We start from the raw sequence: 24882 nt of genomic DNA, 5'->3' as shown, positions 1-24882 counted from the left end.
CCGCGGGACACCGCGGACCGACCGACCTGGACGCCGCCGACGGCATCGGTGGCGCCGGCGCTCCCCACGAGAGTAGCCGGGGACAGCGGTGAGTCACACCGTTGTGACTCGCGCGCGATCGACGATCTTGCGGGTCGCCGTCCCCGCCGGGAGAGTGCCCAGCACAGCGCCCCAGTCGCCGCCCAGGCGTGTGGCGCAGAACGCGTCGGCGACGGCGGGAGGGGCGTAGCGCAGGAGCAGCGAGCCCTGCAGGCACAGGGCCAGCAGGCCCGCCACGCGGCGGGCGCGCAGGGGCAGCTGCTCGGGGTCGCCGAGCTCGGTGGCCAACCGCTTCACCGCCTCGTCGAAGCGGGCGTCGGCCCCGCGGGCGAGGTCGATCTCGGCGGTCACCGCGGCCAGCGAGTCGGAGTGCCGGCCGAGCGCACGCAGCACGTCGAGGGCGATGACGTTGCCGGAGCCCTCCCAGATCGAGTTCAGCGGGGCCTGCCGGTAGAGCCGGGGCAACCCGGAGTCCTCGACGTAGCCGTTGCCGCCGAGCACCTCCAGCGCCTCGGCGACGGTGGCCGCCGTCCGCTTGCACACCCAGAACTTCGCCGCGGCGCCGGCCAGCCGGAGGAAGTCGGCCTCCCCCGCGTCGAGCGCGGCCGCCAGCCGGACCGCCAGGACCGTGGCCGCCTCGCTCTCGACCGCCAGGTCGGCGAGGACGTTCTGCATCAGCGGCTGGTCGACCAGCAGCGCGCCGAAGGCGCGGCGGTGGTCGGCGTGGTGGACGGCCTGGGTCAGCGCCGCACGGACGGTGGCCGCCGAGCCGAGCACGCAGTCAAGGCGGGTCACGTTGACCATCTCGATGATCGTGGGGACGCCGCGGCCCGGCTCCCCCACCAGCCAGCCCGTCGTCCCGTCGAACTCCACCTCGCTGGAGGCGTTGGCCCGGTCGCCGAGCTTGTCCTTGAGCCGCTGCAACCGGAACACGTTGCGACTGCCGTCGGGCAGCACGCGCGGCACGAGGAAGCAGGAGACGCCCTCCTCGAGCTGGGCCAGCACCAGGAACAGGTCGCTCATCGGCGCCGAGGTGAACCACTTGTGGCCGGTGAGGGCGTACGTGCCGTCGGTGTTCGGGACGGCGCGCGTGGTGTTGGCGCGGACGTCCGAGCCACCCTGCTTCTCGGTCATGCCCATGCCGGCGACGAGGCCGGGCTTGCCGGCGGGGTCGGTCAGGCCGAAGGCGTACGCGGGCGCGGTGAGGCCGGGCTCGTAGCGGGCCGCCAGCTGGGGGTTGCGACGCAGTGCGGGGACGACGGCGTAGGTCATCGTGACCGGGCAGCCGTGGCCCATCTCGACCTGCGTCCAGCCGAGGTAGCCGACGGCGCGGCGGACGTGCGGGTGCGGCTCGGCGCTCGCCCACGGGGCGCCGGCCAGGCCGTGCGTGACGGCGGTGCGCATGAGTTCGTGCCAGGCCGGGTGGAACTCGACCTCGTCGATCCGGTGGCCGTAGCGGTCGTGCGTGCGCAGCCGCGGCGGGTTCTCGTTCGCCGCCCGGCCCCACTCCTGCGCCTGCTCGCTGCCGGCCAGCCGGCCGAGCTCGCCCAGGGACTCGAGGGCGTCCCGGCCCGCGTGCCGGACGCAAGCCTCGGCCAGGACGGCGTCCCCGGCGATCGGGTCGTGCCCGACCAGCGGCGGGACCTGGTTGGTCACCTCGTGGGTGGTGCTCATGCGCCGACGCTACCGGCCGGTAAGGCGCCGTCGACACCATCGGCCACGGCGGCGCCCCCGTGGTCGGCGTCGCGGTGGAACCGGCCGCTCGTGCCCGCCCGGCCCCGTGAAACCCGGGCGGACACGACGCGGCCTGCGTTCTGCCGGCGCACCGCGCGTGGCCGTCCGGCCCCGTGAAACCCGGGCGGACACGACGCGGTTCGTCCTGCTGGCGCCCCGCCCGCGCCCGCCCGGCCCCGTGAAACCCGGGCGGACGCGATGCGGCCGCCCCGGCGGATGGCCTCCCGACCCGCCCCGTGACGGGTCGGGCGGCCACCGCCGGTTCCGGTCGGAGGGGCCGCGCCGGACCCGGCGGAGCCTGAGCACGGCGACGGGTCCCTCCTCCCGGACCGCCCGGGCGCAGCGGCGTCCGGACGGCGGATCGGGAAAGGCCGGCCCGCCCCGGCGTCACGCGGACGCCCGGGGGGACCGGCCCGGAGGGACCTCAGTCGGGAGAGGTGGACGGCTCGGGATTCGAGCCGGTGCGGAGGACGGCGGCCGGGTCGGTGGAGACCGAGCCGACGTGCTCCGGATGCCGCGCCCCCGTCGGGATCACGGCGAAGAAAGCGGGCGCGGTCGAGCCGCCACCCGCCGAGGAAGAGGACGGCGGTGCCGAGGTCGGGACGTCGGCCGGCGTCCCGGAGGAGTGCGGAGCAGGAGCGCCCCGACCGGCGTCGGCCGGGGCGGTGCTGCCGTACGTCCCGACGGCGGGCACGGACGGCGAGAAGGCGAACAGGCCGGCGAGGGCCGCCACGGTTGTCGGGACGGCGGGGGAGACCAGGCTCGCGGCTGACGCGCTGACGTTCTCGGCGACCGGGATGAGGGCCTCGGCCATCGAGGCCGGCGTGCCGAGGACGGGGGTCGGCAACGGGGCGACAGCGCCGGTGACGACCGGAGCGAGGATCCCGCTCACCACCGGCGCGACGGCCTCGACCGCCGGCGTCAGGACGGGCGCGAGTACCTCGACCACCGGCGTCGCGACGGGCGCGAGGACCTCGACCGCCGGCGTCGCGACGGGCGTAAGGACCTCGACCACCGGGGTGAGCACGACGACGTCCGCGACCGGCGTCACGACGCTGTCGACCACCGGGACGACCTCGACGACGGGCGCGAGCACGTCCTCGACGATCGGGGTCACGACCAGCACTGCGTCCTCGACAGCGGGCGCCAGCACCTGATCGACCCCCGGGGTCACGACCGGGATGGCGACGTCCTGGACCACCGGCGTGACGACGTCCTCGACCACCGGCGTGACGACGTCCTCGACCACCGGGGTCACGACCTCGACCACCGGCGTCGCCACATCCTCGACCACCGGCGTGACGACGTCCTCGACCACCGGCGTGACGACGTCCTCGACCACCGGGGTCACGACCTCGACCACCGGCGTCGCCACATCCTCGACCACCGGCGTGACGACGTCCTCGACCACCGAGGCGATCACGTCCACAGCCGGGGTGACGACGCCCTCCACGACCGGCGCGAGCACCTCGTCCACGACCGGCGTGACCACGGGAGAGACGACGTCCTCGACGACCGGCGTCACCACCGGCGTCGCCCCATCCTTGACCACCGGGGTCACGACCTCGACGACCGGCGTCACCACCGGCGTCGCCCCATCCTCGACCACCGGGGTCACGACGTCGACGACCGGCGTCACCACCGGCGTCGCCCCATCCTCGACCACCGGGGTCACGACGTCGACGACCGGCGTCACCACCGGCGTCGCTACGTCCTCCACCACCGGCGTGACGATGTCCTCGACCACCGGCGCCACCACGTCCTCGACCACCGGGGTGACGACCGGGGCGACGATGTCCTCGACCACCGGCGTGACGATGTCCTCGACCACCGGCGACAGCACGTCCTCGACCACCGGCGTGACGACCGGGGCCACCACGTCCTCGACCACCGGCGTCGCTACGTCCTCGACCACCGGCGTGACGATGTCCTCGACCACCGGCGACAGCACGTCCTCGACCACCGGCGTGACGACCGGGGCCACCACGTCCTCGACCACCGGCGCCACCTCGTCCACCACCGGCGCCACGGACGACGGAACGACGTCCTCGACCACCGGCGTGACGACCTCGTCCACCGCGGGCGACACGGTCTGCTCGGCCACCGGCGCCACCTCGTCCACCACCGGCGCCACGGACGACGGAACGACGTCCTCGACCACCGGCGTGACGACCTGGTCGACCGCGGGCGACGGGGTCTGGACCACCGGCGTCAGGACTTCGTCCACCACCGGGGCGGGCGCCTCGGTCACCGGTGCGACCGAGTCCTGCAGCTCAGGGGTCGGGAGGGCAGGAGCGGGCAGGTCGGTGCCCGTGGGCAGGGGGGCGGTCACCTCGGCGGCGGGCTCGGTCACCGGTGCCGGGGTCGGGGCCACCACGTCCTCGGCGACCGCGGGCACGTCCTCGACCGAGGGGACCACGTCTTCGACCGCCGGGACCACGTCTTCGACGACCGGCACCACGGGGGCCGTCGACTCCTGCGCCGGCGCCTCCTCGGCCGGTGCCGTCACGTCCTCGACGGGTGCCGTCACGTCCTCGACGACCGGTGCCACCGGCTCCGACGGCGCGCCGGTCGAGTCCTCGACCGGCGCCACGACCGGCCCGGCGACGTCCTCGACCGGCGGGAGCACGTCTTCGACGACCGGCACCACGGGGGCCGTCGACTCCTCCGCCGGCGCCTCCTCGGCCGGTGCCGTCACGTCCTCGACGGGTGCCGTCACGTCCTCGACGACCGGTGCCACCGGCTCCGACGGCGCGTCGGTCGAGTCCTCGACCGGCGCCACGACCGGCGCGTCGACGTCCTCGACCGCCGAGCCAACCGGCTCCACGACGTCGGCCACCGGAGCGACCGGCGCCTCCACCGGCTCATCGGTCTCGACCGGCGCCTCGAGCGCAGTGGAGGGCACCTCGTCGGCCGCGCGCACGGGGCCGCTCAGGACGGCCAGGGCGAACAGGCCGCCGGCGGTGAAGAGCAGGAGGAGGAGCGCGCGCAGAGCCCACGGGTGGGGGAAGCGTCCCCCGGTCGCGGCCCCCGCGGGCTCGGGCATGCCACTGTCGTTAGGCAGGAGTTGGGGCCGCAAAACCTGCGATCGAGTGTTCTTCTGGTCGCGGCGCGGTGTGACGCATGTTGCACGTGGAACATGCCGGCACGGGTCAGACCCGCGGGCCGCCCACCAGCAGAACCCGCAGCAGGTGCATGGCGAGCACGACCGATCGGGCGCGGACCGCCGAGCGCGACCCGGGCAGCCGCAGCGACCGCTCCTGACGTCCGTCCGGGCCGACGGCGCACAGGTGCACCGTGCCGACGGGCTTGTCCGCCGTCCCGCCGCCCGGCCCGGCGATGCCGGTGATGCCGACGCCGATGTCCGCGCCGAACCGGGCGCGAGCGCCCTCGGCGAGCGCGGCGGCGACCTCGGGGCTCACCGCGCCGTGCGCGGCCAGGACGTCGGCGGGCACGTCGAGCAGCTGCTCCTTGGCGCTGTTCGCGTACACGGTGACCCCGCCGAGCACCCAGGCCGACGAGCCCGGTCGCTCGGTGAGGCGTGCGGTCAGCAGGCCGCCGGTGCACGACTCGGCCGTGGCGACGGTGAGCCCGCGGTCGGCGAAGCCCTGGGCGACGAGGTCGTCGAGGGTGGGGCCGCGGGAGAACAGCGTGTCGCCGAAGTCCGCCTCGACCACCGCGGCGAGCCGCTGGTACGCCTGCTGCGCGTCCGGCGCGTAGCGGGTGACGATCTCCAGCTCGCCGTCGCGAAGGCAGGTGGTGATCTCCAGGCCGGCCAGCTCGGCGTCGTGCTCGCGGAGTGTGGCCGCCAGCTGAGACTCCAGTGTCCCCCACAGCCGCAGCGTCTCCTGCCGCAGCTCGGTGCGGCCGGCCAGCGCGGTCTGCGTCGGCGCGGCGGCCAGCGCGGCCGCCCACATCCCCTGCAGCTCCCCGGGCGGGCCGGGGAGCACCAGCACCGGCGGTCCGTCGCGGCCGTCGGCGGGCGGCACGACGAGGCCGGGTGCCGTCCCCACCGGGTCCAGCACCGTGGCGCCCGCGGGCACCAGCGCCTGCTTGCGCACCCCGGCCGCCGTCGCCTCCGGGTCGGCCCGCCACCCGCGGCGGGCCATGAGCCGCTCGACGATGGCGCCGATCCGCTGCTCCAGCTCCGGGTCGACGGTCGACGGCCGCCCCTGGAAGTCCCCGACGACCTGCGCGGTGAGGTCGTCGGCGGTCGGGCCCAGCCCACCGGAGGTGATCAGCAGGTCCACGCCGGTGCCGACCAGGAACTCCAGGGCCGAGCGGACGTCGTCCGGCCGGTCGCCCACCACGACGACGTGCCCGACGTCGACGCCGAGCGCGCGCAGCTGCTCGGCCAGCCAGGGCCCGTTCCGGTCCGCGACCCGGCCGGTCAGCACCTCAGTGCCCGTGACGACGATGCCGGCGCGCGTGCCCACCCGGCGACCCTAACGGGAAGGGACCGTCCGGATGCGGACAGGAGCGACGCTCCCGACCCGCCCTCCGGCGTTCCCCGGGACGACGGACGTGGCGGAGCTAGCGTGCGCAATCGCAGCGGCGCCCGGCGGACGGGCCCGTCCCGTCCCCCTGGAGGCCGGCGTGTCCCTCTCCCCACCTCCCCCGCGCACGTCGACCCACCGCACCGTGCGGCTGACCCGCAACCGGGTCCGGGACGACGGCGCGCCGGCGACCGCGCCGCCGCCCGCGGAGGTGCACCCGACCGGACCGGTGGACGGCCTGCCGCGACCGCCCCGACCGACGTCGGCGGTGCCGCTGGTCCGCCCGAGGAGGGGCACCGCCGCCGTCCGCGTGCTGGTCCTCGGCTCGGCCGGGCTGCTGCAGGCCGGCCTGCTGCTGCGCCCGGACGGCGAGGCACCGCTGTGGTCGGCCGCTCCGCTCTGGGCCGCCTTCGCCACCCTCGCCGTCCTGCTCTCGCTGCTCGCCGCCGTGCGCTCGCGGCAGCTGCGCAACGACCGGGCGTGGAAGACCGCCGCCGCGGGGCTGACCGCGCTCGCCGTGTTCTGGGTGCTGGTGGTCCTGCCCGAGGCGACCACGAACCGGGGTTTCGTCCTCACCGCCGCGCTCGGCTGCCTCGGCGTGGCCCTCTGGCTCGCACCGGCCCACCGGCCCTGAGGCGGTCAGCGCCCTCGGCCGTTCCCGTTCCCGCCGCCGTTGCCGTTCCCGCCGCCGTTCCCGTTGCCCTGACCCCGGCCGTTCCCGGAGGACCCGCCGGAGCCGCCGGGGCCGGCGCTGCCGCCGTCGACCGTCTCCACCGGGGCGGGCGCCGGCGGCACGGCCGCCTGGACCGGGACGCTCGGCGCGGCGGGCTCCGGTGACGCGGACGGCGCCGACGCGGACGACGAGGCCGCGGACGGCGAGGTCGGCGGCGCGACGGCGTAGGTGACGGTGACCAGGTCGCCGGGGGCGAGCGCGCCGACCGGGCTGACGGCCAGCACCGTCCCGGGCGCGACGGTGTCCGTCGGCGAGGGCACCGTGGTCACCCGCAGCCCGGCGGCGGCGAGCGCGTCCTCCACCTCGTCCAGCGGCCGCCCCACGTGGTCGGTCGAGCGGAGCACGATCCCGGCGCCGGTCGCGGTGTCCGCCACGGCCGGTGGCACCGCGGCCGGGGCGGCGATCACCAGGGCGCCGACGCCGAGCCCGGCCCCCGCCACGAGGGCGGCCATCGGCACCAGCGCCCGCCGCAGCCGCCGGCGCGGCGCCCGGGCCACGTCCAGCGGCCGGGTCGGCGGGGGCGCCGGCAGCGGCCGCCCGGCGAGGACGGCGTCCACGGCGTCGCGGAAGGCCGCACCGTCGGGCAGGCGCTCCTCGGGGTCCTTGCGCAGCGCCCGCGCGACCAGCGCCCGCACCGGCTCGGGGACGTCGTCCGGCAGCGGCGCGGGCTCCTCGCGGATCTGCCGGAGGGCGATCTGCACGGGGGTGCCGCCGTCGAAGGCCCGCCGGCCGGCCAGGCACTCGTAGGCCACCATGCCGAGCGCGTAGACGTCGCTGGCCGGGCCGCTCCGGCCGCCGTCGGCCTGCTCCGGGGAGAGGTACTGGGCGGTGCCCACCACCTGCCCGGTCTGGGTGAGCGGCACGTCCGACGCCGACCAGGCCACCCCGAAGTCGGCGACCCGGACGACGCCGTCGGTGCCGACGAGCAGGTTGCCGGGCTTGACGTCACGGTGCACCACGCCGGCGGCGTGGGCGGCGGCCAGCCCGGCGGCCGCCTGGCGCAGCACGTCCAGGGTCCGGTCCACCGGCAGCCGGCCTTCGCGGGCCAGCAGGCCGGACAGCGACTCCCCCTCGACCAGCTCCATGACCAGGTAGGCCAGGTGCTCGCCGCTGCCGGCGGACGCCGGCACCTCGCCGTAGTCGAAGACCGCCGCGATGTTGCGGTGCACGAGCAGGGCGGCGTGATGGGCCTCGGCGCGGAACCGGGCGAGGAAGGTCGGGTCGTCGGCGTACTCGCTGCGCAGCACCTTGACCGCCACCGGCCGGCCGAGCAGGAGGTCACGACCGCGCCAGACCTGACCCATGCCGCCCGTGGCCAGCAACGACCCGAGCTCGTAGCGGCCGCCCAGCGGCGGACCACCCGGAGCGACCACCGACGCCTCCCTCGCGCGACCGGCCCCTCCCCTGCCCGGCGGAACCTCCCCGCACACCTGGGGCGCCCGAAGGGGTGACCGCGGGGTCAGTCCCCGTCGACGTCCGTCTCCTCGCCGGCGACGGTGCTCGTCGAGGTCGACGTCGAGGTGGACGTGCTCGTGCTGGTGGAGGTGGAGGTGTCGGAGGTCGGGGTGCTCGTCTCCGTGTCGCCCGCCGTCGTCCCGCCGGCGGTGGTGGTGGGCGGTGCGGACGTCGTCGTCGGCGCGGCGGTCGGCTCGGGCGCGTCGGTGATCTGCTCCTCGGCGCCGGTGACGTCGGCCGGCGCCTGCTCGCCGCGGACCCCGGTGTCGGGCAGGTCGGCGCCCGGGTCGGGCGCGCCCGGGTCGCGGGCGTAGGTGACGACGACGGTGTCGCCCTCGCGCAGCCGCGAACCGGCCGGGCTCACGTCGGTGACCTGCCCCGGCTGCACGGCCTCGTCGACCACCGGCTTGAGCTGGATCTCGAGGCCGAGCTCGCTCAGCTCGCCGACGACCTCGTCGACCGGCCGCCCCACGAAGTCGGCCGCCGTCAGCACGATGTCCTCGGTGCCGAGCTTGTTCGTGGCGGCCGCGGGCGAGGAGCCGCCGTCGTCGACGGCCCGCTGCAGGTAGAGGAATCCGACGCCGGCCCCGGCGACGAGCAGCACCAGCGCCAGCAGCACCAGCGCCAGGGATCGGCGCCGGCGCACCGGCGGCCGGGCCGGCGAGTCCGTGCGAGGGCCGCTCGCCCCGGTCACCTGCGTCGGCGGGTCGTCCGCGCGGCGCCGCGGGTGCGGGGGGACGGCCGCGGCGGGCCGCGGGACGGAGATCGTCTCGGGCTCGCGTCCGGCGATCACCGCCTCGACCGCGTCGACGAACGCCGCGCCGTCCGCGAAGCGGGCGGCCGGGTCCTTGTCGAGGGCGCGGGTGATCAGGGTGCGGATGCCCGGCGGCAGCTCCTCCGGCAGCGGGTCGGGGTCCTGCCGGACCTGCTTGAGGGCGATGGTGACCGGGTTGTCCCCGTCGAACGCCGGGCGTCCGGTGAGGCACTCGTAGCCGACCAGGCCCAGCGCGTAGACATCGCTGGCGGGGGTGGCGTGCTTCCCCTCGGCCTGCTCCGGTGAGAGGTACTGCGCGGTGCCGATGACCTGGCCGGTGCGGGTCAGCGGCACGCTGCCGGCCGACCAGGCGATGCCGAAGTCGGTGATCTTCACGCTGCCGTCGTCCCGGACCAGGATGTTCCCGGGCTTGACGTCACGGTGGACCATGCCGACGCGGTGCGCGTCGGCGAGGGCGAAGGCGGTCTGCCGCAGCACCGAGAGGGTGGCCGGCACGTCCAGCGGGGCCTCGCGGCGCAGCACCGCCGACAGCGGCTCGCCCTCGACGAGCTCCATGACCAGGTAGGCGAGCGTCTCCTCGCTGCCGTCCTCGGTCACGACCTCGCCGTAGTCGAAGACCGCGGCGATGTTCGGGTGCGACAGCGAGGCCGCGTGCTGCGCCTCGGCGCGGAACCGCGCCAGGAAGGTGGGGTCACCGGTGTACTCGCTGCGGAGCACCTTCACCGCGACGGGCCGCCCGAGCAGCACGTCGCAGCCGCGCCAGACCTGGCCCATGCCGCCGGCCGCGATCAGCTGCTCCAGCTCGTAGCGGTCACCCAGGCACCGTCGACCTGGTTCGACCACCGTGGGTCACTCCTCGCGCTGTCCGGCCCGACCTTCTGCGGGCCGCCACACTGCCGCCCCGTGGCACGTGCAGCGGGCGCCACCCGGATCACTGGATTCCCGGGCGGCGCACTGCTCACACATGCCCCAGGAAGACGATAGGACACCCCGCGCCGAGACGGACCGGTCCGCGCACGGGCGACCTGGGCTTTTGCGCCGTCAGCCCGCGAAGAGTGTCCGACCCCACCAGTCGTCGTCGTCCCGGACGCCCGGCGGGCAGGCGAACACCGCCGAGGAGCGGTGCCGGATGAACCGGTTGAGCGCGTCGCCGGCCAGGCTGCGCTGCACCTGGGTGAACCCGGTCGCCGGGTCGCGCTGGTAGGCGATGAAGAACAGCCCGGCGTCCATGCGGCCGGCGGCGTCGGTGCCTTCCGCGAAGCTGTAGCCCCGGCGCAGCAACGCCGTCCCCGCGTGGTCCGGGTGGGACAGGAACACGTGGGAGTCCGGCGGGATCGCCGGCCGGCCGTCGCGGACGACGGTGAAGTCGGTCGGGTCGAACTCCTCCAGCTGGCCCAGCGGCGCCCCGGCCGGCTTCGTCCGCCCGATCACCGCCTCCTGCTCGGTGACGGCGACCTGGTCCCAGTCCTCGAGCAGCATCCGGATGCGGCGGGTGACGAGGTAGGAGCCGCCCGCCAGCCAGGCTGCGTCGTCGTCGCCCACCCACACGAACCGCTCCAGCGCGGCCTCGTTCTCCGCCTTGAGGTTGGCCGTCCCGTCCTTGAAGCCGAGCAGGTTCCGCGGGGTCGCCTGCGCGGAACTCGTCGACGAGGTCCGGCCGAATCCCGACTGGGTCCACCGGGGGCGCACCACCCCGGCGCCGAGCCGCACGAGGTTGCGGACGGCGTGCACCGCCACCTGCGGGTCGTTCGCGCACGCCTGGATGCACAGGTCGCCGCCGCTGATCGCCGGGTCGAGCTCGTCGCCGGGGAAGACCGGCAGGGGCTGCAGCGGCGCCGGTCGCCGGTCGGCCAGGCCGAACCGGTCGACGCCGTCCTCGGTGACGAACAGCGTCGGCCCGAAGCCGACCGTCAGGGTGAGGCCGGACGGCGGCAGGCCGTGCGCCTCGCCGGTGTCCGCCTCCCCGAGGTCCCGCCCGGCGGTCATCCGTCGCGCCGCGGCCGTCCACGCCCGCAGCACCGCGACGAGCTGGTCGCGGCTGTCGGTCACGACGTCGAAGGCGGCGAAGTGCAGCCGGTCCTGCGCCGGGGTGACGATGCCGGCCTGGCGCGCTCCGTGGAACGGGACCGCATCGCCGGCCGACGACGGCTCGGGCGTCGGCGCACCTTCGGCGGGCGGCGTCCCCTCGGCGGTGGCCCGCCCGATGGCGCCGCCGGCTGCACCGGCGGCCAGGGCGCCCGCGGTCCCCGCGCCGAACCAGCCCAGCAGCCTCCGGCGGGACAGCCGGGCCGGCTCCGCACCTGGCTCCGTCATCCCCTCCAGGGTCGGCGATCCCGGGTTTGACGTGCCCGTCAGCAACCTGTGACGGTGGGCACACCGGACCGGGCCGTGCGCCCGTCCGGGTCCTCACCGCCGAGACCCCCTGGGAGACGCTTCATGACCAGCCCGCAGACCTCCGTGCCCGACATGACCGACGTGCTGGCCGACGCCCCCACCAACTGGGGCAAGTGGGGCGAGGACGACGAGGTCGGCGCCCTGAACTACCTCACGGCCGAGGAGGTCCTGCGCGGCGTCCGGCACGTGAAGAAGGGCGAGGTCTTCACCCTCCAGCGGCTCATCGGCGACCCCAAGGGCGACCCGGTGTGGCCGGGTCGCACCCCCGCCGTCCGGACGATGCTGCTCGACGAGTCCACCTGGGACGGCGAGGGCGCGCCGCAGTTCCCGGGCGGCCTGCACTACGCCGACGACAAGATCGACGCCTTCCTGCAGGGGTCGACGCAGTACGACGCGCTCGGCCACGTCTGGTACGGCGGCAAGATCTGGAACGGCTACGACGCCCGCACCACCGTGGGCGGCATGTCGAAGGCCAGCGTCGAGCCGATCGCCCAGCGCGGGGTGGTGGGCCGCGGGATCCTGCTCGACATGGCCCGCTTCCGCGGGAAGGACACCCTCGACAAGGGCGAGACCTTCACCCACGAGGACCTGCAGGAGTGCGCCCGGGCGCAGGGCGTGGAGATCGAGAAGCACGACGTCCTCGTCGTCCGCACCAACTTCCTGCAGCTGTTCTACGACCAGGGCGAGGGCTTCTACGAGGGCTTCAACGAGCCCGGCCTGGTCTACAGCCCCGAGCTGGTGCGCTGGTTCCAGGACATGGAGATCCCGAACCTGGTGACCGACACGATCGCCAACGAGGTCACCTACGACCCGAACAACGGCACGGCGCTGCCCCTGCACTGCGCGCTGATGCGCAACCTCGGGGTGACGCTCACCGAGATCGCCGACCTGGAGAAGCTGTCGGCCAGCTGCGCCGAGGACGGGCAGTACACGTTCCTCTACGCCGCCGCACCGCTGAAGGTGCACGAGGCGACCGGCTCCCCGGTGAACCCCCTCGCCATCAAGTGACCTGACCCGCCCGGGGTCCCAGGCAGAGGAACCTATACGTGCGTTTCCCGCTCGGATCCGCACGTATAGGTTCCTCTGCCTGACCCCGAGAGCAAGGGAGGACGACGATGTCCGACACCGTGACCCGCGAGGACGCCGACGGCGTCGCCACGATCACCCTCCAGCGGCCGGGCCTCTCGCACGCGCTGCGCACCGACCTGCTCGCCGCGGTGCAGGACGTCGCCGGCGACCCCGCGGTGCGGGCGGTGCTGCTCACCGGCACCGGCCGGGCCTTCTGCGTGGGCCAGGACCTGGCCGAGCACGTCGAGTCGCTGCGCGGGAACGCGGCGACCTCGCTGGACGTCGTGGAGCGCGAGTACAACCCGCTCGTCCTGGCGCTGTCCGCGCTGCAGGTGCCGGTCGTCGTCGGCATCAACGGCGCGTGCGCCGGCGCCGGGCTGGGCCTCGCCCTCGCCGGCGACCTCCGGGTGGCCGCCCTCGGCGCGAAGTTCACCACCGCCTTCACCGGCATCGGCCTGTCCAGCGACTCGGCGCTGGCGGCCCGGCTGGTGCACTGCGTCGGCGTCTCCCGGGCCACCGAGCTGCTGCTGCTGCCCGAGCCCTTCCTCGCCGAGACGGCGGCCGAGTGGGGACTGGTGCACCGCGTGGTGGAGGCCGACCGGGTGCTCGCCGAGGCCCAGGCGCTCGCCGCCCGGCTGGCCGCCGGCCCCACCGCCGCGTACCGGGCGGTGAAGACCGTGCTGGCCACGGCGCCGACCGCGGCCCTGGAGGTCACCCTCGCCCTGGAGGCGCGGCTGCAGACCGAGCTCGGGCAGACCGACGACCACCGCGAGGCCGTGGAGGCCTTCCTGGAGAAGCGCCCGGCCCGTTTCGTCGGTCACTGAACGCACGGGTTCCGCCGCTCCCGGTTCCGACCGGCTGGGTACGCGCCGGTACCGCTCCTCGCCGTGGCCCCACCGCCCCGTCCGACGCGATCGGCGGTGAGAGGTTCGCCCCAGTGTGAGGAGGCGTTCGTGACCCTGGCCCAGGACCGTCCGTACCCGTCTGCGCCCCGTGCGAGGAGCGCGCAGCGGTCCCGTCCCGCGGCCGCCCCACCGCCCCGACCGCGGCTGACGAGCGATCTGCCGCTGCCCGGGACCGCGCCCGCGCCCCGGACGGGGACCGGGGTCGTCCGGCTCACCGCGGCGGTGTGGGCGGCCGCCGGAGCCGCCGCGGTGGCCGGGGTGGCGTCCATGGCGGTGGACGGCGACGGGCTGCGGGAACGGCTGACGGCGAGCGCGCAGGCCGCTGACCCGGCGGCCTCCGAGGAGCTCGTCGAGTCGGGCGTCCGGACGACGCTGCTCGCGGTCCTCGGCGGGGAAGCCGCCCTCGGTCTGCTCCTGATCGTCTGGGCCGCGCTGCTGCTGACCCGCCGTTCCTGGGCACGCTGGGCCCTCGTCGTCACCGCCGCGGTCGCGGTGCCCGCCGCCGCGCTCGCGCAGAGCATCGTCGCCGGTGGGCCGGACGCCGACCGGATCGCCTTCCTCGGCCAGATCGGCCTGGTGGTGGTCGGGCTGGCCTTGCTGGTCAGCCGGCCCGTGCGCCGGGCGCTCGGGCGGCGCTACTAGGACGCCGCGCCGCCCGCCTCCGAGCCGGCGCCGTCCACCGCCGCCTGCACGGCGAGGCACGACCGGAGGACGACCGCGCCCGCGTCCGTCGCCGCCCGGTCGAGCAGCGGGTCCTCGAGAAGGGCACGCCAGCGGGCCACCGCTTCCCCGGCCGCCGCCAGCACCTGGTCCGGCGAGGAACCGGGCGGCAGCCCGAGGCGGTCTTCGGGGGCATCCCCCTCGGCGCCGAGGAGCCGCTCGGCGTCCCCCCGGAGCGGCGGGGGCAGCGGGCCGTCGACGGCGCGCAGGCGGGCGAGCAGCGCCAGTTCCGCCAGGTCGTGCGCCTCCAGGCGCACCCGCTCCAGTTCGTCCCAGAGGAACGCGGCTTCCGGCCGGGGCGCCGCGCGCAGCACGCGCTCGAGCCGGTGCAGCGCCGTCGCCGCCTTGACCTGTGCACCGCGGCGGGTGAAGTGCACGGCGATCCGCTGCTGCAGGTCGACCAGACCGCTCCGGCGCAGCAGTTCCTCCGCCAGCCCCGAGGCGTCGTCGACGCCGGCGCGGATGAGGACGATCGACTGCCGGATGCCGAACAGGCCGAACCGCTCCAGCAGCGAGGACCGGACCGCCGGCGCCAGCGCGACGGGCGCCTTCTCCCGGACGAAGCGGTCGGCGGTGAGCAGCATCGCCTCGACGTCGGGCCCCGGCGCGTTCGCCAGGGTGCGCAGCGCGACGAAGTCGCGGTGGCGCAGCATCCTCCCGGCCAGCGCGAGCAGGCCGGCCACCGGCACCACGTCATGGCTGACCGCGCGCACCGCGGGATCGCGGGCCATGCGCTCGGCGATACCGCGAGCGGCGCGCATCGAGTCGAGGCGTCCGGCGCCCACCTCGTCGGCGCGGGACAGCACCGTCAGGGTGGTGGTGCTGACCCCCACGTCGCCCGCCTCCTGCTGGAAGGTCGAGAGGAAGGCGACGTCGTCGGGCTGCATCTGCCGGGTCAGGAACACGACCGCGTCGGCTCCGGGCAGGCGGTGCCCCGCCTCGAGGAACGCCTGCGTGCGGCCGCTGGTGTCGGCCGACAGGGAGGAGATCCCCGGGGTGTCGACGAGGGTGGCGGCGGCCAGCCCCGGCGTCGGCCAGTCCACCACCAGTCGGGCGACCTGCTCCGGGGGGATGCCCCCGAGGTCGAGCTGGAGGGCGCCGTCCGCCCGGTGGACCGGGAGCACGTGGCTGGCACCGGACAGCTCCTCGAGCACCACCCGCGGTACCGCACCGTGCCGGTACACGGTGACCACCCGCGTGCACTCACCCGCGTCGGTGGGCGCCAGGCGCTCACCGACGAGGGCGTTGAGCAGCGTCGACTTGCCCGCCTTGACCCGCCCCACGATCGCCACCCGCAGCGGCTCGTCCAGCCGACGGCGCAGCTCGGAGAGCCGATCGGTCACCTCCGGGTCATCGGCGTAGGCCGCGCTCGCCTCCTCCAGGAGGTCCCGGACGGCGGCGACGGTCCCCGTGCCCGCGCCGGGGCCGTGCGGGGTGCTCACGCGGCCGGCCCGGCCTCGCCGGCGAGTCGGCGGACGTCGTGCGCCAACCGTTCGACGGCGTCCACCTGCTGGCGGACGCTCCGGATGCGCGCGTTGTGCTCCGCGCTCGCGGCGGAGGTGTCGCGCTGGGCCGCGCGCACCGCGTCGGACAGCGACTGGGACATCTCGTCCACCGTGTCGGTGATCAGGTCCCGGAGGGTCCGCTGGACGTCCCTCAGCCGGTCCTTCAGCTGCTTGCCGAGCTGGAACACCACCTCGTCGAGGTGGCGCCTGACGACGGTCTTGGCCTCGGCCTGGCGCCGCTGGATGCGCTGCTCCTTGTCGTCCTTGTAGGCCTTGCGGCCCAGCAGCACGCCCGCCGCGAGCGAGATGGGGTTGAGGATGGCCATGCCCGCGAGGCTGGTGACCAGGCCGGTCATGAGGACACCGGTGTAGGACCCGCGCAGGCCGATCAGCAGTCGGCTGCGCACGGTCATGTCGCCGCTGTCGATGTCGGGGATGTCCACCAGGGTGTCCAGGGTCTCGGCCGGGCTGCCGACCGACAGCTCGGGCACCAGACCGCCGCCGTCCTCGGCGAACTGCTCGACCACCCGCGCGGCCAGCCACTGCGACCGCTGCTCGGCCCACACGAAGCTGTCGGCGACTGCGCCGGCGACGCGCTCGTCGAGCCAGTCGGCGATCTCGTCCCAGACCGGGCCCGGGTCACGGGCGTCGATCGCCGTCTCCGCCTCGCGCGTGATCACGCGGGTGCGCTCGCGCAGGTCGAAGTCGATGTCCGCCATCAGGTCCGTGACGCCGTCGTTGAGGAGGATCTGCCACCGCGCCGAGCGGCGGCGCAGGTCCTCCACCGCGGCCCGGGCGGACTCCAGCTCGCTGACCAGCGCGTCCCGGGCCGCCGGGGTCTCGAGCGCTGCCAGCTCCGCACGCAGCGTCACCAGCAGGTGCTGGGTGACGGACGTGAGGTCGTGGACCAGCGACCGCTCGGCCAGGTCGGCGGCGCGCTGCACCACCTGCTCCAGCAGGTGCTCGGTGAGCGGGCGCAGGCCCGACTCGTCGTACAGCTCGCGATCGTTGCTGCGGACGGCGAGGGCGGCCAGCGGCGAGGACACCGGGAACACGGGGATCTCCAGGCCCTGGACCTGGAGGTGACCGCGGTCCAGGTCGACGATGCGGCGCCAGTGCGGCGTCGCGTCGACCTTGGTCACGACGCAGACGACGTGGGGGCAGAGCGCGACCGCCTGGCGGAGGAAGGCCATCTCCGGAGCGGTGAACTCCTGCGAGGCGTCGGTGACGACGACGACCGCATCGGCCGTCGGCAGCAGGTCCAGCGTGCCCAGGACCCGCGCGGCGCCCACGCCTCCGACGCCCGGGGTGTCCACCAGCTGCAGCCCACCGGCGAGCAGCTTGCGGGGCAGCTCCACCTCCGCCTGGACCACCTGCGTCGGGCCCTCCGCCCCGGGACCGGCGGCCAGGCGGCCGGCCAGGTCCTGCAGGGGCACGTCCTGCCGGTGCAGCTCCTCGTCGGGGACCCCTCCCGGGGGCACGTCCGCGAGTGCGGCGCGCGGGGCGTGGACCAGGGTCGCCCGCGGCTGCGGACCTCCCCTGACCACGGTGGGCACCCGCGTCGCGACGTCCTCGTCGACCGGGCAGACCGGAGCACCGACCAGGGCGTTGACCAGGGAGCTCTTGCCCCGCTTCGGCTCACCCACCACGAGCACCCGGACGCTGGGGTCCTCGATGCGCCGCCGCACGAGCGTCAGCCGTCGGTGCAGGTCCGCGCGGTCGCCCTCCTTGGCGAGGACGAGCGCGCGGTCGACGAGTTCGAGCGGTGCGGGCACGGTCACCTCCGGTTCGCGTCTGCCGGTCTACCACCTGCCCGCCCCGCGGGTGGACAGCCGGAAGCCCGGCTGCGGGTCGCGTGGCACCGCAGCCGGGCTCGAACCGGGTGGTGTGTCGGCTCAGGGAACGAGGCCCAGCTCCAGGTCGCCGGAGTTCGCCGCGGCGTGGTCGACCGCGACGGCGTTCTCGGAGAGGACGTCCTCCGAGTCGTCGATGTCCCCACCGGCGAGGTTGTTGTCCTCGATCGACAGGTCGTTGCCGACCACGGCGTCCGGCGAGTCGACGACGACGCTGAGGTCCTCGACCTCGACGTCGTACTCCTCCTCGTTGAAGCTGTTCTCCGGGTTGAAGCTGTCGTTCACCACGTGCCCGCCGTCGGAGGCGTTGACGCCGCCCTCGTCGGCGTTCTGGCCGCCCTGCTCGGCGATCTGGCCGCCGTTGGTGGCCACGTTGACGTCGGAGACGGTGATGGGCCCGACCTCGGTCGAGTCGCCGATGTGCTGGTCGCCGTCGCCGTTCTCGACGGTGCTGCCCGAGTTCCCGACGACGCTGTCCTCGTTGCCGGAGTTGGTCGCGCCCTCGTTGTTGCCGCTGTGGTCGCCCAGGTTGATGTCGTCGACCGTGATGGTCGTCGTGTCGTTGTCGTTGATGTGGGTGGTGTCGTTGTCCTCGCTGTTGTCGACGTGGTTGCCCACGCCGTTGACGTTGCCGTCGCCGTTGTTCTCGTTGAACGAGCCGTTGAAGGAGTCCTCGATCTTCACGTCGACGTCGATGTTCGTGGTGTCGATGTCGAGCTCGTGGACGTCCTCGACCTCGCCGATGGCGACCGCGCCGTTCGTGGCGAGCACGTTGTCGTCGCCGAAGAGGACGTTGACGTCGCCGTTCACCCAGACGTCGGTGCTCTTGTCGATCGTGTAGGTGTGCTGGATGTACTGCAGGTGCTGGATGACGGCGATCTCGTGCCCGTGGCCGTCGTTGTCACCGTGCCAGGGCGCCTGACCGTGGTGCGGCTTGTGGTCGTCGTCGCAGTCGTCGTCGTGGCCGCGCCACGGGGCGACGTGCGGCTTGTGGTCGTCGTCGCAGTCGTCGTCGTCGCGCTTCCACGGGCGGGACCAGCCGGCGACGTGGTCGTCGTCGTCCCGGTCGGGCTTGTGCCCGTAGCCGTGGCCGCCGTACCCGTGCCCGCCGTCCCAGTCGCGGACCGGCGAGCAGTCCGCCATGGCGCCCATGGCCGCGTCCACGTCGGCCGGGGTGGTGCCGGCGAGGCCGGCGGACTCGAGCGCGGCGTGCGGGTCGCGCTCGAAGTCCGCCGCGGCCTTGGGGTCGCGGAGCAGGTCGAGGATGAAGTCCATCAGCGACACGACGAGGTTCGACATGTGAGGCACTCCTGGGTCTGAGCCGGTCTCCCGCGGCCGGCTGGCGGAGTGGAGTCAACTGTCACTCCCGCCCCTCCCGTATCGGGGTCGGGCCCGCTCCCTGACACCGCCGATGGGGGGAACGCGCTGACGCAGCGTTAGGGGATTCGGGGTGTCGCCCCTCACTTGCGGCCCGAGAACCCCAATGGTGCGCAGACGCCCCACAGACCCCTCGCGGACAGTTACGTTCCATGGACGTCCGGTTGGTCAGCACGACCGCTCAGGCGGACTTCGAGGGGGGACCTGTGCCCAGTGGCGAGTACGGGTTGGGCGTCGACGTGGGCGCCTCGACCATCCGGGCAGCCGTGGCCGACGCCGAACAGCCCGCGTCGGCCGTCGCGGTCATCTTCAGCGGCAGCTGGGACGCCTCCGGGACCGACGCAGCAGCTGGCGACGGGATCCCCCTCCCCCTAGGGGGTCCCGCACGGACCCGCCCCGCCGTCCGGTCCGCTCCGGACGCCGGCGCCATCGCGGCGGCCGTCACCCGGGTCGCCGCGCTCGCCGAGGAGGAGCGCGGCAGCGCGCCGTCCTGGCTCACGGTCGCGGTCCCGCCGTCGTGGGCGGGTCACCGGCGGCGTCTCCTCCACGACGCCCTGCGCGCCGCCGGGTTCCTGCACGTCTCCCTGGTCTCGTCGGCCGTCGCGGCGGTGACCGCGCAGGTCGCCGAGGAGGCGCTGCCGGCCGAGGGCACCGCGCTCGTCGTGGACCTCGGCGCGGCCACGCTCGACCTCGCCGTCGTGGGCACCGGTCCCGACGGCTCCCCGGCGCACCTCGCGGTGCCTCCGGCCCCCCTGCCCTGGGGCGGGTGGGACGTCGACGACGCGGTCCTCGCGCACGTGCGGGACTGCCTGCCCGTGGGCGCCGGGTCCCCGCCGGTCCCGCCCGAGCGCGCCCGGGAGCTGCGGGCCGCGTGCGTCGCCGCCAAGGAGGCGGTGTCCGCGCACACGGTGGCCGACGTGGCGGTCGACGCCTCGTGGGCCGGCGGGTCCGTCCGGCTGACCCGCGAGGAGCTCGAGGAGCTCGTGGGCGACCAGGTCGAGGCCGCCGCCGACGCGGTCGCCACGGGCCTCGCCGACTCCGGGATCGCGGCCGCCGAGCTGACCGCTCTGCTGCTGACCGGTGGGGCCGTACGCATGCCGCTGCTCGTCGAGCGCCTGTCGACGGCTGTCGCGGCGCCGCTGGTCGTGGCGGACGACCCGGCGCTCACCGCGGCCATCGGTGCCGCTCGGCTGGCGGCAGCGGAGTCGCTGGCCGTCCCGGAGCCGCTCGGGCATGCGGATCCGGCCGACGAGGGACCGGACGAGGACGGATCCCCGTCGGGGGCCGGCTCCTCGAGCCAGGACTCCTCCGCATCGCGGCGGCCCGCCGCCCGTCGTGCCCCACGGGAGCGGGGGAGCAGCGAGGCGGGCAGGACGGGGACGACCGGACCGGCCGGCCGGCCGGCGCTGTCCCCACCCCCGGGGCGCCCGTCGCGCCGGCGGGCCCCCCGGCTGGCCGTGGTGGCCGGCTTCTTCCTGGCCCTCGTCCTGGGCCCGCCGCTGCTGCTCGAGTGGGTCAGCGCCGGTGGCGACCGTCCGACCGAAGCGGTCGCCGCGGCGGACGAGGACGCCGCACCCGGTTCGTCGACGGCCGCCGAGGGCGAGCGGGCTGCCGCGGCCGGTCCGGTGAGCGCAGCCGGCGCCGTCCGCCCCGCCGGCTCGACGCGTGACGCGCAGGGCTCCTCGCGGGACGCGGACGACCGCCCGGGCACCGTGCGATCGAGCGCATCGGCGTCCTCCACCACGTCCGCAGCGTCCGCCCCCGCGTCGTCAGCGGGCACGACGTCGTCAGCGGCCGCGGCGTCGTCAGCAGCGCCGACGGCCGCGGGGACGACCGCCGCCGCGCCCGGGACGACCCCGCCCGCGCCGACCACGTCCGCGCCCCCGGCCGGCACGACCACGCCCCCCGGCACGTCGACGGCGGACCCCGGCACCCCGACGTCCGAGGCACCCGCCCCGACGTCCGAGGCACCCGCTCCCGCCCCCGAGCCGCAGCCCGCCCCCGAACCGCAGCCGGAGCCCGAACCGCAACCCGCCCCGGAGCCGGCCGCCGAGCCGGCCGCCGAGCCGGTCGCCGAGCCGGTCGCCGAGCCGGTCGCCGAGCCGGTCGCCGCGGAGCAGACCGCATGACCGCCGCCCTGCGCGCACGACCCGTACCCGCTCCCCGGCCGTCCGCCGAGTCGGTCCTCGTGTCCACGGCGCCGCGCGAGCTGGTCCAGTGCGCACGAGCCGTCACCGTGGAAGGGCCGGGTGGCACGGGGAAGTCCGTGCTGCTCGAGGAGCTGGCCGACGCCCACCGGGCGGCCGGCCGCACCGTCGTGGACGCGTGGCGGGCTCCGCACCCGGCGGAGGCCGGTGAGGAGCTCGCCCTCGTCGTCGACGACGCGCACCTCCTCGACGAGGAGGTCGCCGGCCGCATCGCGCGCCTGCTCCACCACCCGGGCACCCGCATCGTGCTCGCGTTCCGGCCCGTCCCACGTCCGGCGCCGTTGGCGCAGCTGCTGAAGCAGCTCGGTGGCGACCGGCGGCCGGTCGTCCTGGCGCACGCCGACCACCGCGTGGTGACCGCCTGGACCCGGCGGGTCCTCGGCGACGAGGCCGGTCACCGGGTCGCCGATCAGGTCGTCCGGCTGACCGGAGGGCTTCCCGACCTGGTGCACCGCCTGCTGCAGGGGCTGGCCCGCACGGAGGCCACCGGCCGCCCGGCCCGCGGAGGGCAGGGGCAGCCGCCGCGCCTGTCCGTCCCGCCGGAGGTCGTCGAGCACGTGCGCTGCGGACTGCTGGGGGTGGACGACGACGCCCAGGCCTGCCTGCACGCGCTGGCCGCCGGCGCCCCGTTGGACGTCGACCTGCTCGCCGAGCTGCTCGACGTCCCCGTCCGGCGCAGTGCGGCGCTCGTGGCCGAGGCGCGGGCGAGCGGCTGGCTGCTCCCGGACGGCCGGCTGATCCCCCTGGTCCGGCGCGTCGTCCTGGCCGACACGCCCGGCGAGCTCACCCGCGGCGTCCGTCGGCGACTGCTCGGACTGCTGCTGAGCTCGGGGGCGGAACCGGTCGAGCTGGCCCGCGCCCTCGCCACCGACGGCGTCCGGGATCCCCGGGTGGCCGAGCTGCTCGAGCGCCGTGGCGTCGCAGCGCTGGCGGAGGAGCCGGCGCTGGCCGGTGAGCTGCTCGCCGAGGCGACGCTGGCGGGGGCGCCGCCCGACCGGCTGGCCGCGCGGCGAGCACAGGCGGCGGCGTTGTGCGGTGACCTCGATGCGGCGCTGCGCCTCGCGGACGAGGCACTGGTCCACCCGGACGTCCCCGACCGGACGCTCGCCGCCGACGTCGCCGCGGCGGTGCTGGCCCGACGGGGGTTGCCCGCCCGCAGCGCCGAGCTGTTCCGGCTCGCCGGGCCGGACGGTCACGGGTCGGCGGCCCTGCAGCTCCTCACCGTGGGCGATCTCGACGGAGCGCGTCAGCTGCTCGCGGAGAGCCGCGCGGACGGACGGGGTGCACCCTCGATGCTCGCCGGTGCCCGGGACCTCATGACGCAGGGAGTCCTCGAGTCCCTGCAGGGGGGACCGGACGCGAGCGCGGACGCCGCCGCCGCGCTGTCCACGCTCACCCGGGCCGCCACGCTGCTCGAGCCCGTGGGTCGCCGCACGCTGCTCCCGGACACCCCGTCCGCGCTGGCCGCGCTGGTCGCCCTGCACTGCGGTGAGCTCGACGTGGCGGAGTCGTCGCTGCGGCGTGCGGTCGCCGCCGACATCGGCGGCCCGGCCGCCCGGCCGCGCCACTCCCTGCTGCTCGCCTGGGTGGCCATGCTCCGCGGTCGGCTGGCGACCGCCCGGCGCCACGTCGAGGAGGCACGCACCCAGGCCGGGCACGCGCTGGAACCCCGCGACGAGCTCTACGCGCAGGCGCTCGACGTCGGGCTGGCCCGGCGGGCGAGCGACGTCGCCGGCATGGTGCGGGCGTGGGTGCACGCCCGCGAGGCCGTCCTGCGCTGCCCCGTCGAGCTCTTCGCCCTGCTCCCCCTGGGGGAACTGGTGGTGGCGGCCGCGAGGCTGCAGGACACCGAGCGCCTGCGGCCGCACGTGCGCGCAGCCGACGCGCTGCTCGACCGGTTGGGGGGCCCGCCGCTGTGGGCCACCCCGCTGCACTGGAGCGGCGCCCAGGCCGCGATCCTGACCGACGACCCGGAATCGCTCCGGCCGCACGCCGCCGCGCTGGTCGCTGCCGCGCGCACCAGCCCCTACGCGGCCACCCTCGCGGGCGCCGGACGGACGTGGTTGCGCGTGCTGACCGGGCAGGCCGACGCGGCGACGGTCGTCACGACGGCCGAGCAGCTCGCCGGGGTCGGCCTGGCGTGGGACGGGTCGAGGCTGGCCGGTCAGGCCGCGGCCCGGGCCACCGACCCTCGCGAGCGCACCGCCCTGCTGAGCTGCGCGCGCGCCCTGAGCGAGACCCACGGCGTCGAGACGCTCGGCACCGCACCGCCGGCGACGACGGCGTCGACCCCGACGCCGTCGGTGCCCGCGCCACCACCGGCGGCCTCGGCCCCGTGCCAGCTGAGCGAACGGGAGCGGGAGGTGGCGCGGCTCGTCGTCGCGGGGAAGACCTACCGGGAGATCGGCGCGCAGCTCTTCATCTCCGCGAAGACGGTCGAGCACCACATCTCACGGATGCGCCAGCGTCTCGGCGCCAGCAACCGGTCGGACCTGCTCGCGCGGCTGCGCGCCGAGCTGGCGGAGTAGGCCGGCCGCCGGGACGCCCGAGGTGTGCGCCTGTCGCCGGGGCTCCCCACCCACCCGGCGACAGGGCGTTGGCGAGCCTGCGGTTAGCGGGTCTGGGCGACGCAGGTGGGGCAGACGTCGCGCGCGGCGGTGGGCCAGGACGTCTCGGTCATGATGCGCGCGAGCGAGCCGCACACGGTGAGCTCGCAGGCCCCGTCGACCTCGACGGCGGGCCGGTGCACCTCGACCGCGTGCCAGAGGGCGGCGGTCGGGCCGTGCGCACGGCTGCGGGCGGCGGCGTAGACGGTGGTCGTCGCGACGGTCGGGGTCGTCATGCCCGAACGGTCGGCAGCCGGGCGTCCGGCGGTTACGCCGCCGGGGGCGGGCCTCCCCCCGAGGGGTGAGCCGCACAGCCTGCGCACGAACCCGGGCGCCGGGGCAGGATGCGCTCATGGAGCTCACCAAGCACGGTCACGCCTGCGTCGTCCTCTGCGAGGGGGACCGCCGGCTGGTGATCGACCCGGGCGCGTTCACCGACCCGTCGGTGCTGGACGGCGCGAGCGGCGTCCTGGTGACCCATGAACACGTCGACCACTTCGCGCCGGACGTGCTGCGGAAGGCGATGGACGCCGATCCGGGGCTGGAGGTGTGGACCAACGGCTCGGTGGCCGGCCAGCTGGAAGGTCTGGGGAACCGGGTGCACGTGGTGGGCCAGGGCGACGCGGTGACGGTCGCCGGCTTCGAGGTGACCGTGCACGGCGAGCTGCACGCGCAGATCCACCCCGAGATCCCCCGGATCCCGAACATCGGGTTCCTGGTCGAGGGCCAGGTGTTCCACCCGGGCGACGCGTTCACCGTCCCCGACGAGCCGGTGGCGACGCTGCTGCTGCCCTTGCACGCGCCGTGGTCCAAGGCCGCGGAGGTCATCGACTACGTGCGCGCGGTGCACGCCGACCAGGCGTTCGCCGTCCACGACGGGCTGCTCAACGACGCCGGCCTGGGCGTGCTGGCGGGCCTGCTGGGCGAGCGGGGTCCGGGCACCCCGACGCCGTTCAGCCGGCTGACCCCGGGGGACTCCGTCGAGCTGTAGGAGTCCTCCCGGGGTCGGCCGCGG

At 75.7% G+C, this 24882-nt stretch carries 17 protein-coding genes; 7 read left to right on the top strand and 10 right to left on the bottom strand.

What is annotated here, in order from left to right; genetic code table 11:
• Window positions 1–93: 93 nt before the first annotated feature.
• The 3 genes from ACI797_RS13990 to ACI797_RS13980 form a co-directional block, all read right to left on the bottom strand.
• Complete coding sequence (locus ACI797_RS13990; protein ID WP_456859274.1) at window positions 94–1713, bottom strand: acyl-CoA dehydrogenase family protein; 1620 nt, start codon at window positions 1711–1713, stop codon at window positions 94–96.
• Between the two features lie 484 nt (window positions 1714–2197).
• A complete protein-coding gene (locus ACI797_RS13985) occupies window positions 2198–4819 on the bottom strand; it encodes a hypothetical protein (protein WP_456859273.1) in 2622 nt (873 codons plus the stop codon).
• Window positions 4820–4925: 106 nt separating this feature from the next.
• Entirely contained in the window at window positions 4926–6209 is a 1284-nt protein-coding gene (locus tag ACI797_RS13980) for a competence/damage-inducible protein A (RefSeq protein WP_456859271.1), read from the bottom strand.
• Window positions 6210–6369: 160 nt separating this feature from the next.
• Between ACI797_RS13980 and ACI797_RS13975 the strand changes: the two genes are divergently transcribed.
• Complete coding sequence (locus ACI797_RS13975; protein WP_456859270.1) at window positions 6370–6903, top strand: hypothetical protein; 534 nt, start codon at window positions 6370–6372, stop codon at window positions 6901–6903.
• A 5-nt stretch (window positions 6904–6908) separates the two neighbouring features.
• On the opposite strand, the gene ACI797_RS13970 is transcribed toward ACI797_RS13975, so the two are convergent.
• From ACI797_RS13970 to efeB, 3 genes are all read right to left on the bottom strand, one after another.
• A complete protein-coding gene (locus ACI797_RS13970) occupies window positions 6909–8375 on the bottom strand; it encodes a protein kinase domain-containing protein (RefSeq protein ID WP_456859269.1) in 1467 nt (488 codons plus the stop codon).
• A gap of 86 nt (window positions 8376–8461) precedes the next feature.
• Window positions 8462–10075 (bottom strand): protein kinase domain-containing protein, encoded by a 1614-nt coding sequence (locus ACI797_RS13965; RefSeq protein ID WP_456859268.1) that lies wholly within the window; start codon window positions 10073–10075, stop codon window positions 8462–8464.
• Window positions 10076–10273: 198 nt separating this feature from the next.
• The gene (efeB, locus tag ACI797_RS13960; RefSeq protein WP_456859266.1) at window positions 10274–11545 is read right to left on the bottom strand and encodes an iron uptake transporter deferrochelatase/peroxidase subunit; all 1272 of its coding nucleotides are present in this window, start codon (window positions 11543–11545) and stop codon (window positions 10274–10276) included.
• 123 nt (window positions 11546–11668) lie between these two features.
• Here efeB and ACI797_RS13955 point away from each other — a divergent pair, with 123 nt between their 5' ends.
• The 3 genes from ACI797_RS13955 to ACI797_RS13945 all read left to right on the top strand — a co-directional run bounded on the left by ACI797_RS13955 (window position 11669) and on the right by ACI797_RS13945 (window position 14241).
• Window positions 11669–12634, top strand: a complete 966-nt coding sequence (locus ACI797_RS13955) for a cyclase family protein (protein ID WP_456859265.1) — start codon at window positions 11669–11671, stop codon at window positions 12632–12634.
• Window positions 12635–12741: 107 nt separating this feature from the next.
• Window positions 12742–13518, top strand: a complete 777-nt coding sequence (locus ACI797_RS13950; protein WP_456859264.1) for an enoyl-CoA hydratase-related protein — start codon at window positions 12742–12744, stop codon at window positions 13516–13518.
• Between the two features lie 348 nt (window positions 13519–13866).
• Window positions 13867–14241 (top strand): hypothetical protein, encoded by a 375-nt coding sequence (locus ACI797_RS13945; RefSeq protein WP_456859261.1) that lies wholly within the window; start codon window positions 13867–13869, stop codon window positions 14239–14241.
• Here ACI797_RS13945 and ACI797_RS13940 read toward each other — a convergent pair.
• The 3 genes from ACI797_RS13940 to ACI797_RS13930 form a co-directional block, all read right to left on the bottom strand.
• Window positions 14238–15761, bottom strand: a complete 1524-nt coding sequence (locus tag ACI797_RS13940; protein WP_456859260.1) for a dynamin family protein — start codon at window positions 15759–15761, stop codon at window positions 14238–14240. The two genes, ACI797_RS13945 and ACI797_RS13940, sit on opposite strands and share 4 nt — an antisense overlap.
• On the bottom strand, window positions 15758–17599 hold the full coding sequence (locus ACI797_RS13935) for a dynamin family protein (RefSeq protein WP_456859259.1): 1842 nt from the start codon (window positions 17597–17599) through the stop codon (window positions 15758–15760). Before ACI797_RS13935 ends, ACI797_RS13940 begins: the two co-directional genes overlap by 4 nt.
• A 120-nt stretch (window positions 17600–17719) precedes the next feature.
• The gene (locus tag ACI797_RS13930) at window positions 17720–18976 is read right to left on the bottom strand and encodes an IniB N-terminal domain-containing protein (RefSeq protein WP_456859257.1); all 1257 of its coding nucleotides are present in this window, start codon (window positions 18974–18976) and stop codon (window positions 17720–17722) included.
• Window positions 18977–19206: 230 nt separating this feature from the next.
• On the opposite strand from ACI797_RS13930, the gene ACI797_RS13925 reads away from it, so the two are divergent.
• A complete protein-coding gene (locus tag ACI797_RS13925; protein ID WP_456859255.1) occupies window positions 19207–21183 on the top strand; it encodes an Hsp70 family protein in 1977 nt (658 codons plus the stop codon).
• A complete protein-coding gene (locus ACI797_RS13920) occupies window positions 21180–23789 on the top strand; it encodes a LuxR C-terminal-related transcriptional regulator (protein WP_456859254.1) in 2610 nt (869 codons plus the stop codon). The genes ACI797_RS13925 and ACI797_RS13920 overlap by 4 nt, the downstream gene beginning before the upstream one ends.
• Before the next feature lie 83 nt (window positions 23790–23872).
• On the opposite strand, the gene ACI797_RS13915 is transcribed toward ACI797_RS13920, so the two are convergent.
• Window positions 23873–24103, bottom strand: coding sequence for a hypothetical protein (locus tag ACI797_RS13915; RefSeq protein ID WP_456859253.1), 231 nt, complete (start codon window positions 24101–24103; stop codon window positions 23873–23875).
• A gap of 116 nt (window positions 24104–24219) precedes the next feature.
• Here ACI797_RS13915 and ACI797_RS13910 point away from each other — a divergent pair, with 116 nt between their 5' ends.
• A complete protein-coding gene (locus tag ACI797_RS13910; RefSeq protein ID WP_456859252.1) occupies window positions 24220–24858 on the top strand; it encodes an MBL fold metallo-hydrolase in 639 nt (212 codons plus the stop codon).
• Window positions 24859–24882 lie beyond the last annotated feature (24 nt).

Source organism: Geodermatophilus sp. SYSU D00691, from assembly GCF_054050275.1.
The sequence above is the reverse complement of the archived record's forward strand: the minus strand, read 5'-3'. Positions and strand labels throughout refer to the sequence as shown.

Coding starts and splice junctions, on each gene's coding strand:
- ACI797_RS13990 (WP_456859274.1), bottom strand. CDS start 1,713: ATGAGCACCACCCACGAGGTGACCAACCAGGTCCCGCCGCTGGTCGGG.
- ACI797_RS13985 (WP_456859273.1), bottom strand. CDS start 4,819: ATGCCCGAGCCCGCGGGGGCCGCGACCGGGGGACGCTTCCCCCACCCG.
- efeB (WP_456859266.1), bottom strand. CDS start 11,545: ATGACGGAGCCAGGTGCGGAGCCGGCCCGGCTGTCCCGCCGGAGGCTG.
- ACI797_RS13955 (WP_456859265.1), top strand. CDS start 11,669: ATGACCAGCCCGCAGACCTCCGTGCCCGACATGACCGACGTGCTGGCC.
- ACI797_RS13950 (WP_456859264.1), top strand. CDS start 12,742: ATGTCCGACACCGTGACCCGCGAGGACGCCGACGGCGTCGCCACGATC.
- ACI797_RS13945 (WP_456859261.1), top strand. CDS start 13,867: ATGGCGGTGGACGGCGACGGGCTGCGGGAACGGCTGACGGCGAGCGCG.
- ACI797_RS13930 (WP_456859257.1), bottom strand. CDS start 18,976: ATGTCGAACCTCGTCGTGTCGCTGATGGACTTCATCCTCGACCTGCTC.
- ACI797_RS13925 (WP_456859255.1), top strand. CDS start 19,207: ATGGACGTCCGGTTGGTCAGCACGACCGCTCAGGCGGACTTCGAGGGG.
- ACI797_RS13920 (WP_456859254.1), top strand. CDS start 21,180: ATGACCGCCGCCCTGCGCGCACGACCCGTACCCGCTCCCCGGCCGTCC.
- ACI797_RS13915 (WP_456859253.1), bottom strand. CDS start 24,103: ATGACGACCCCGACCGTCGCGACGACCACCGTCTACGCCGCCGCCCGC.
- ACI797_RS13910 (WP_456859252.1), top strand. CDS start 24,220: ATGGAGCTCACCAAGCACGGTCACGCCTGCGTCGTCCTCTGCGAGGGG.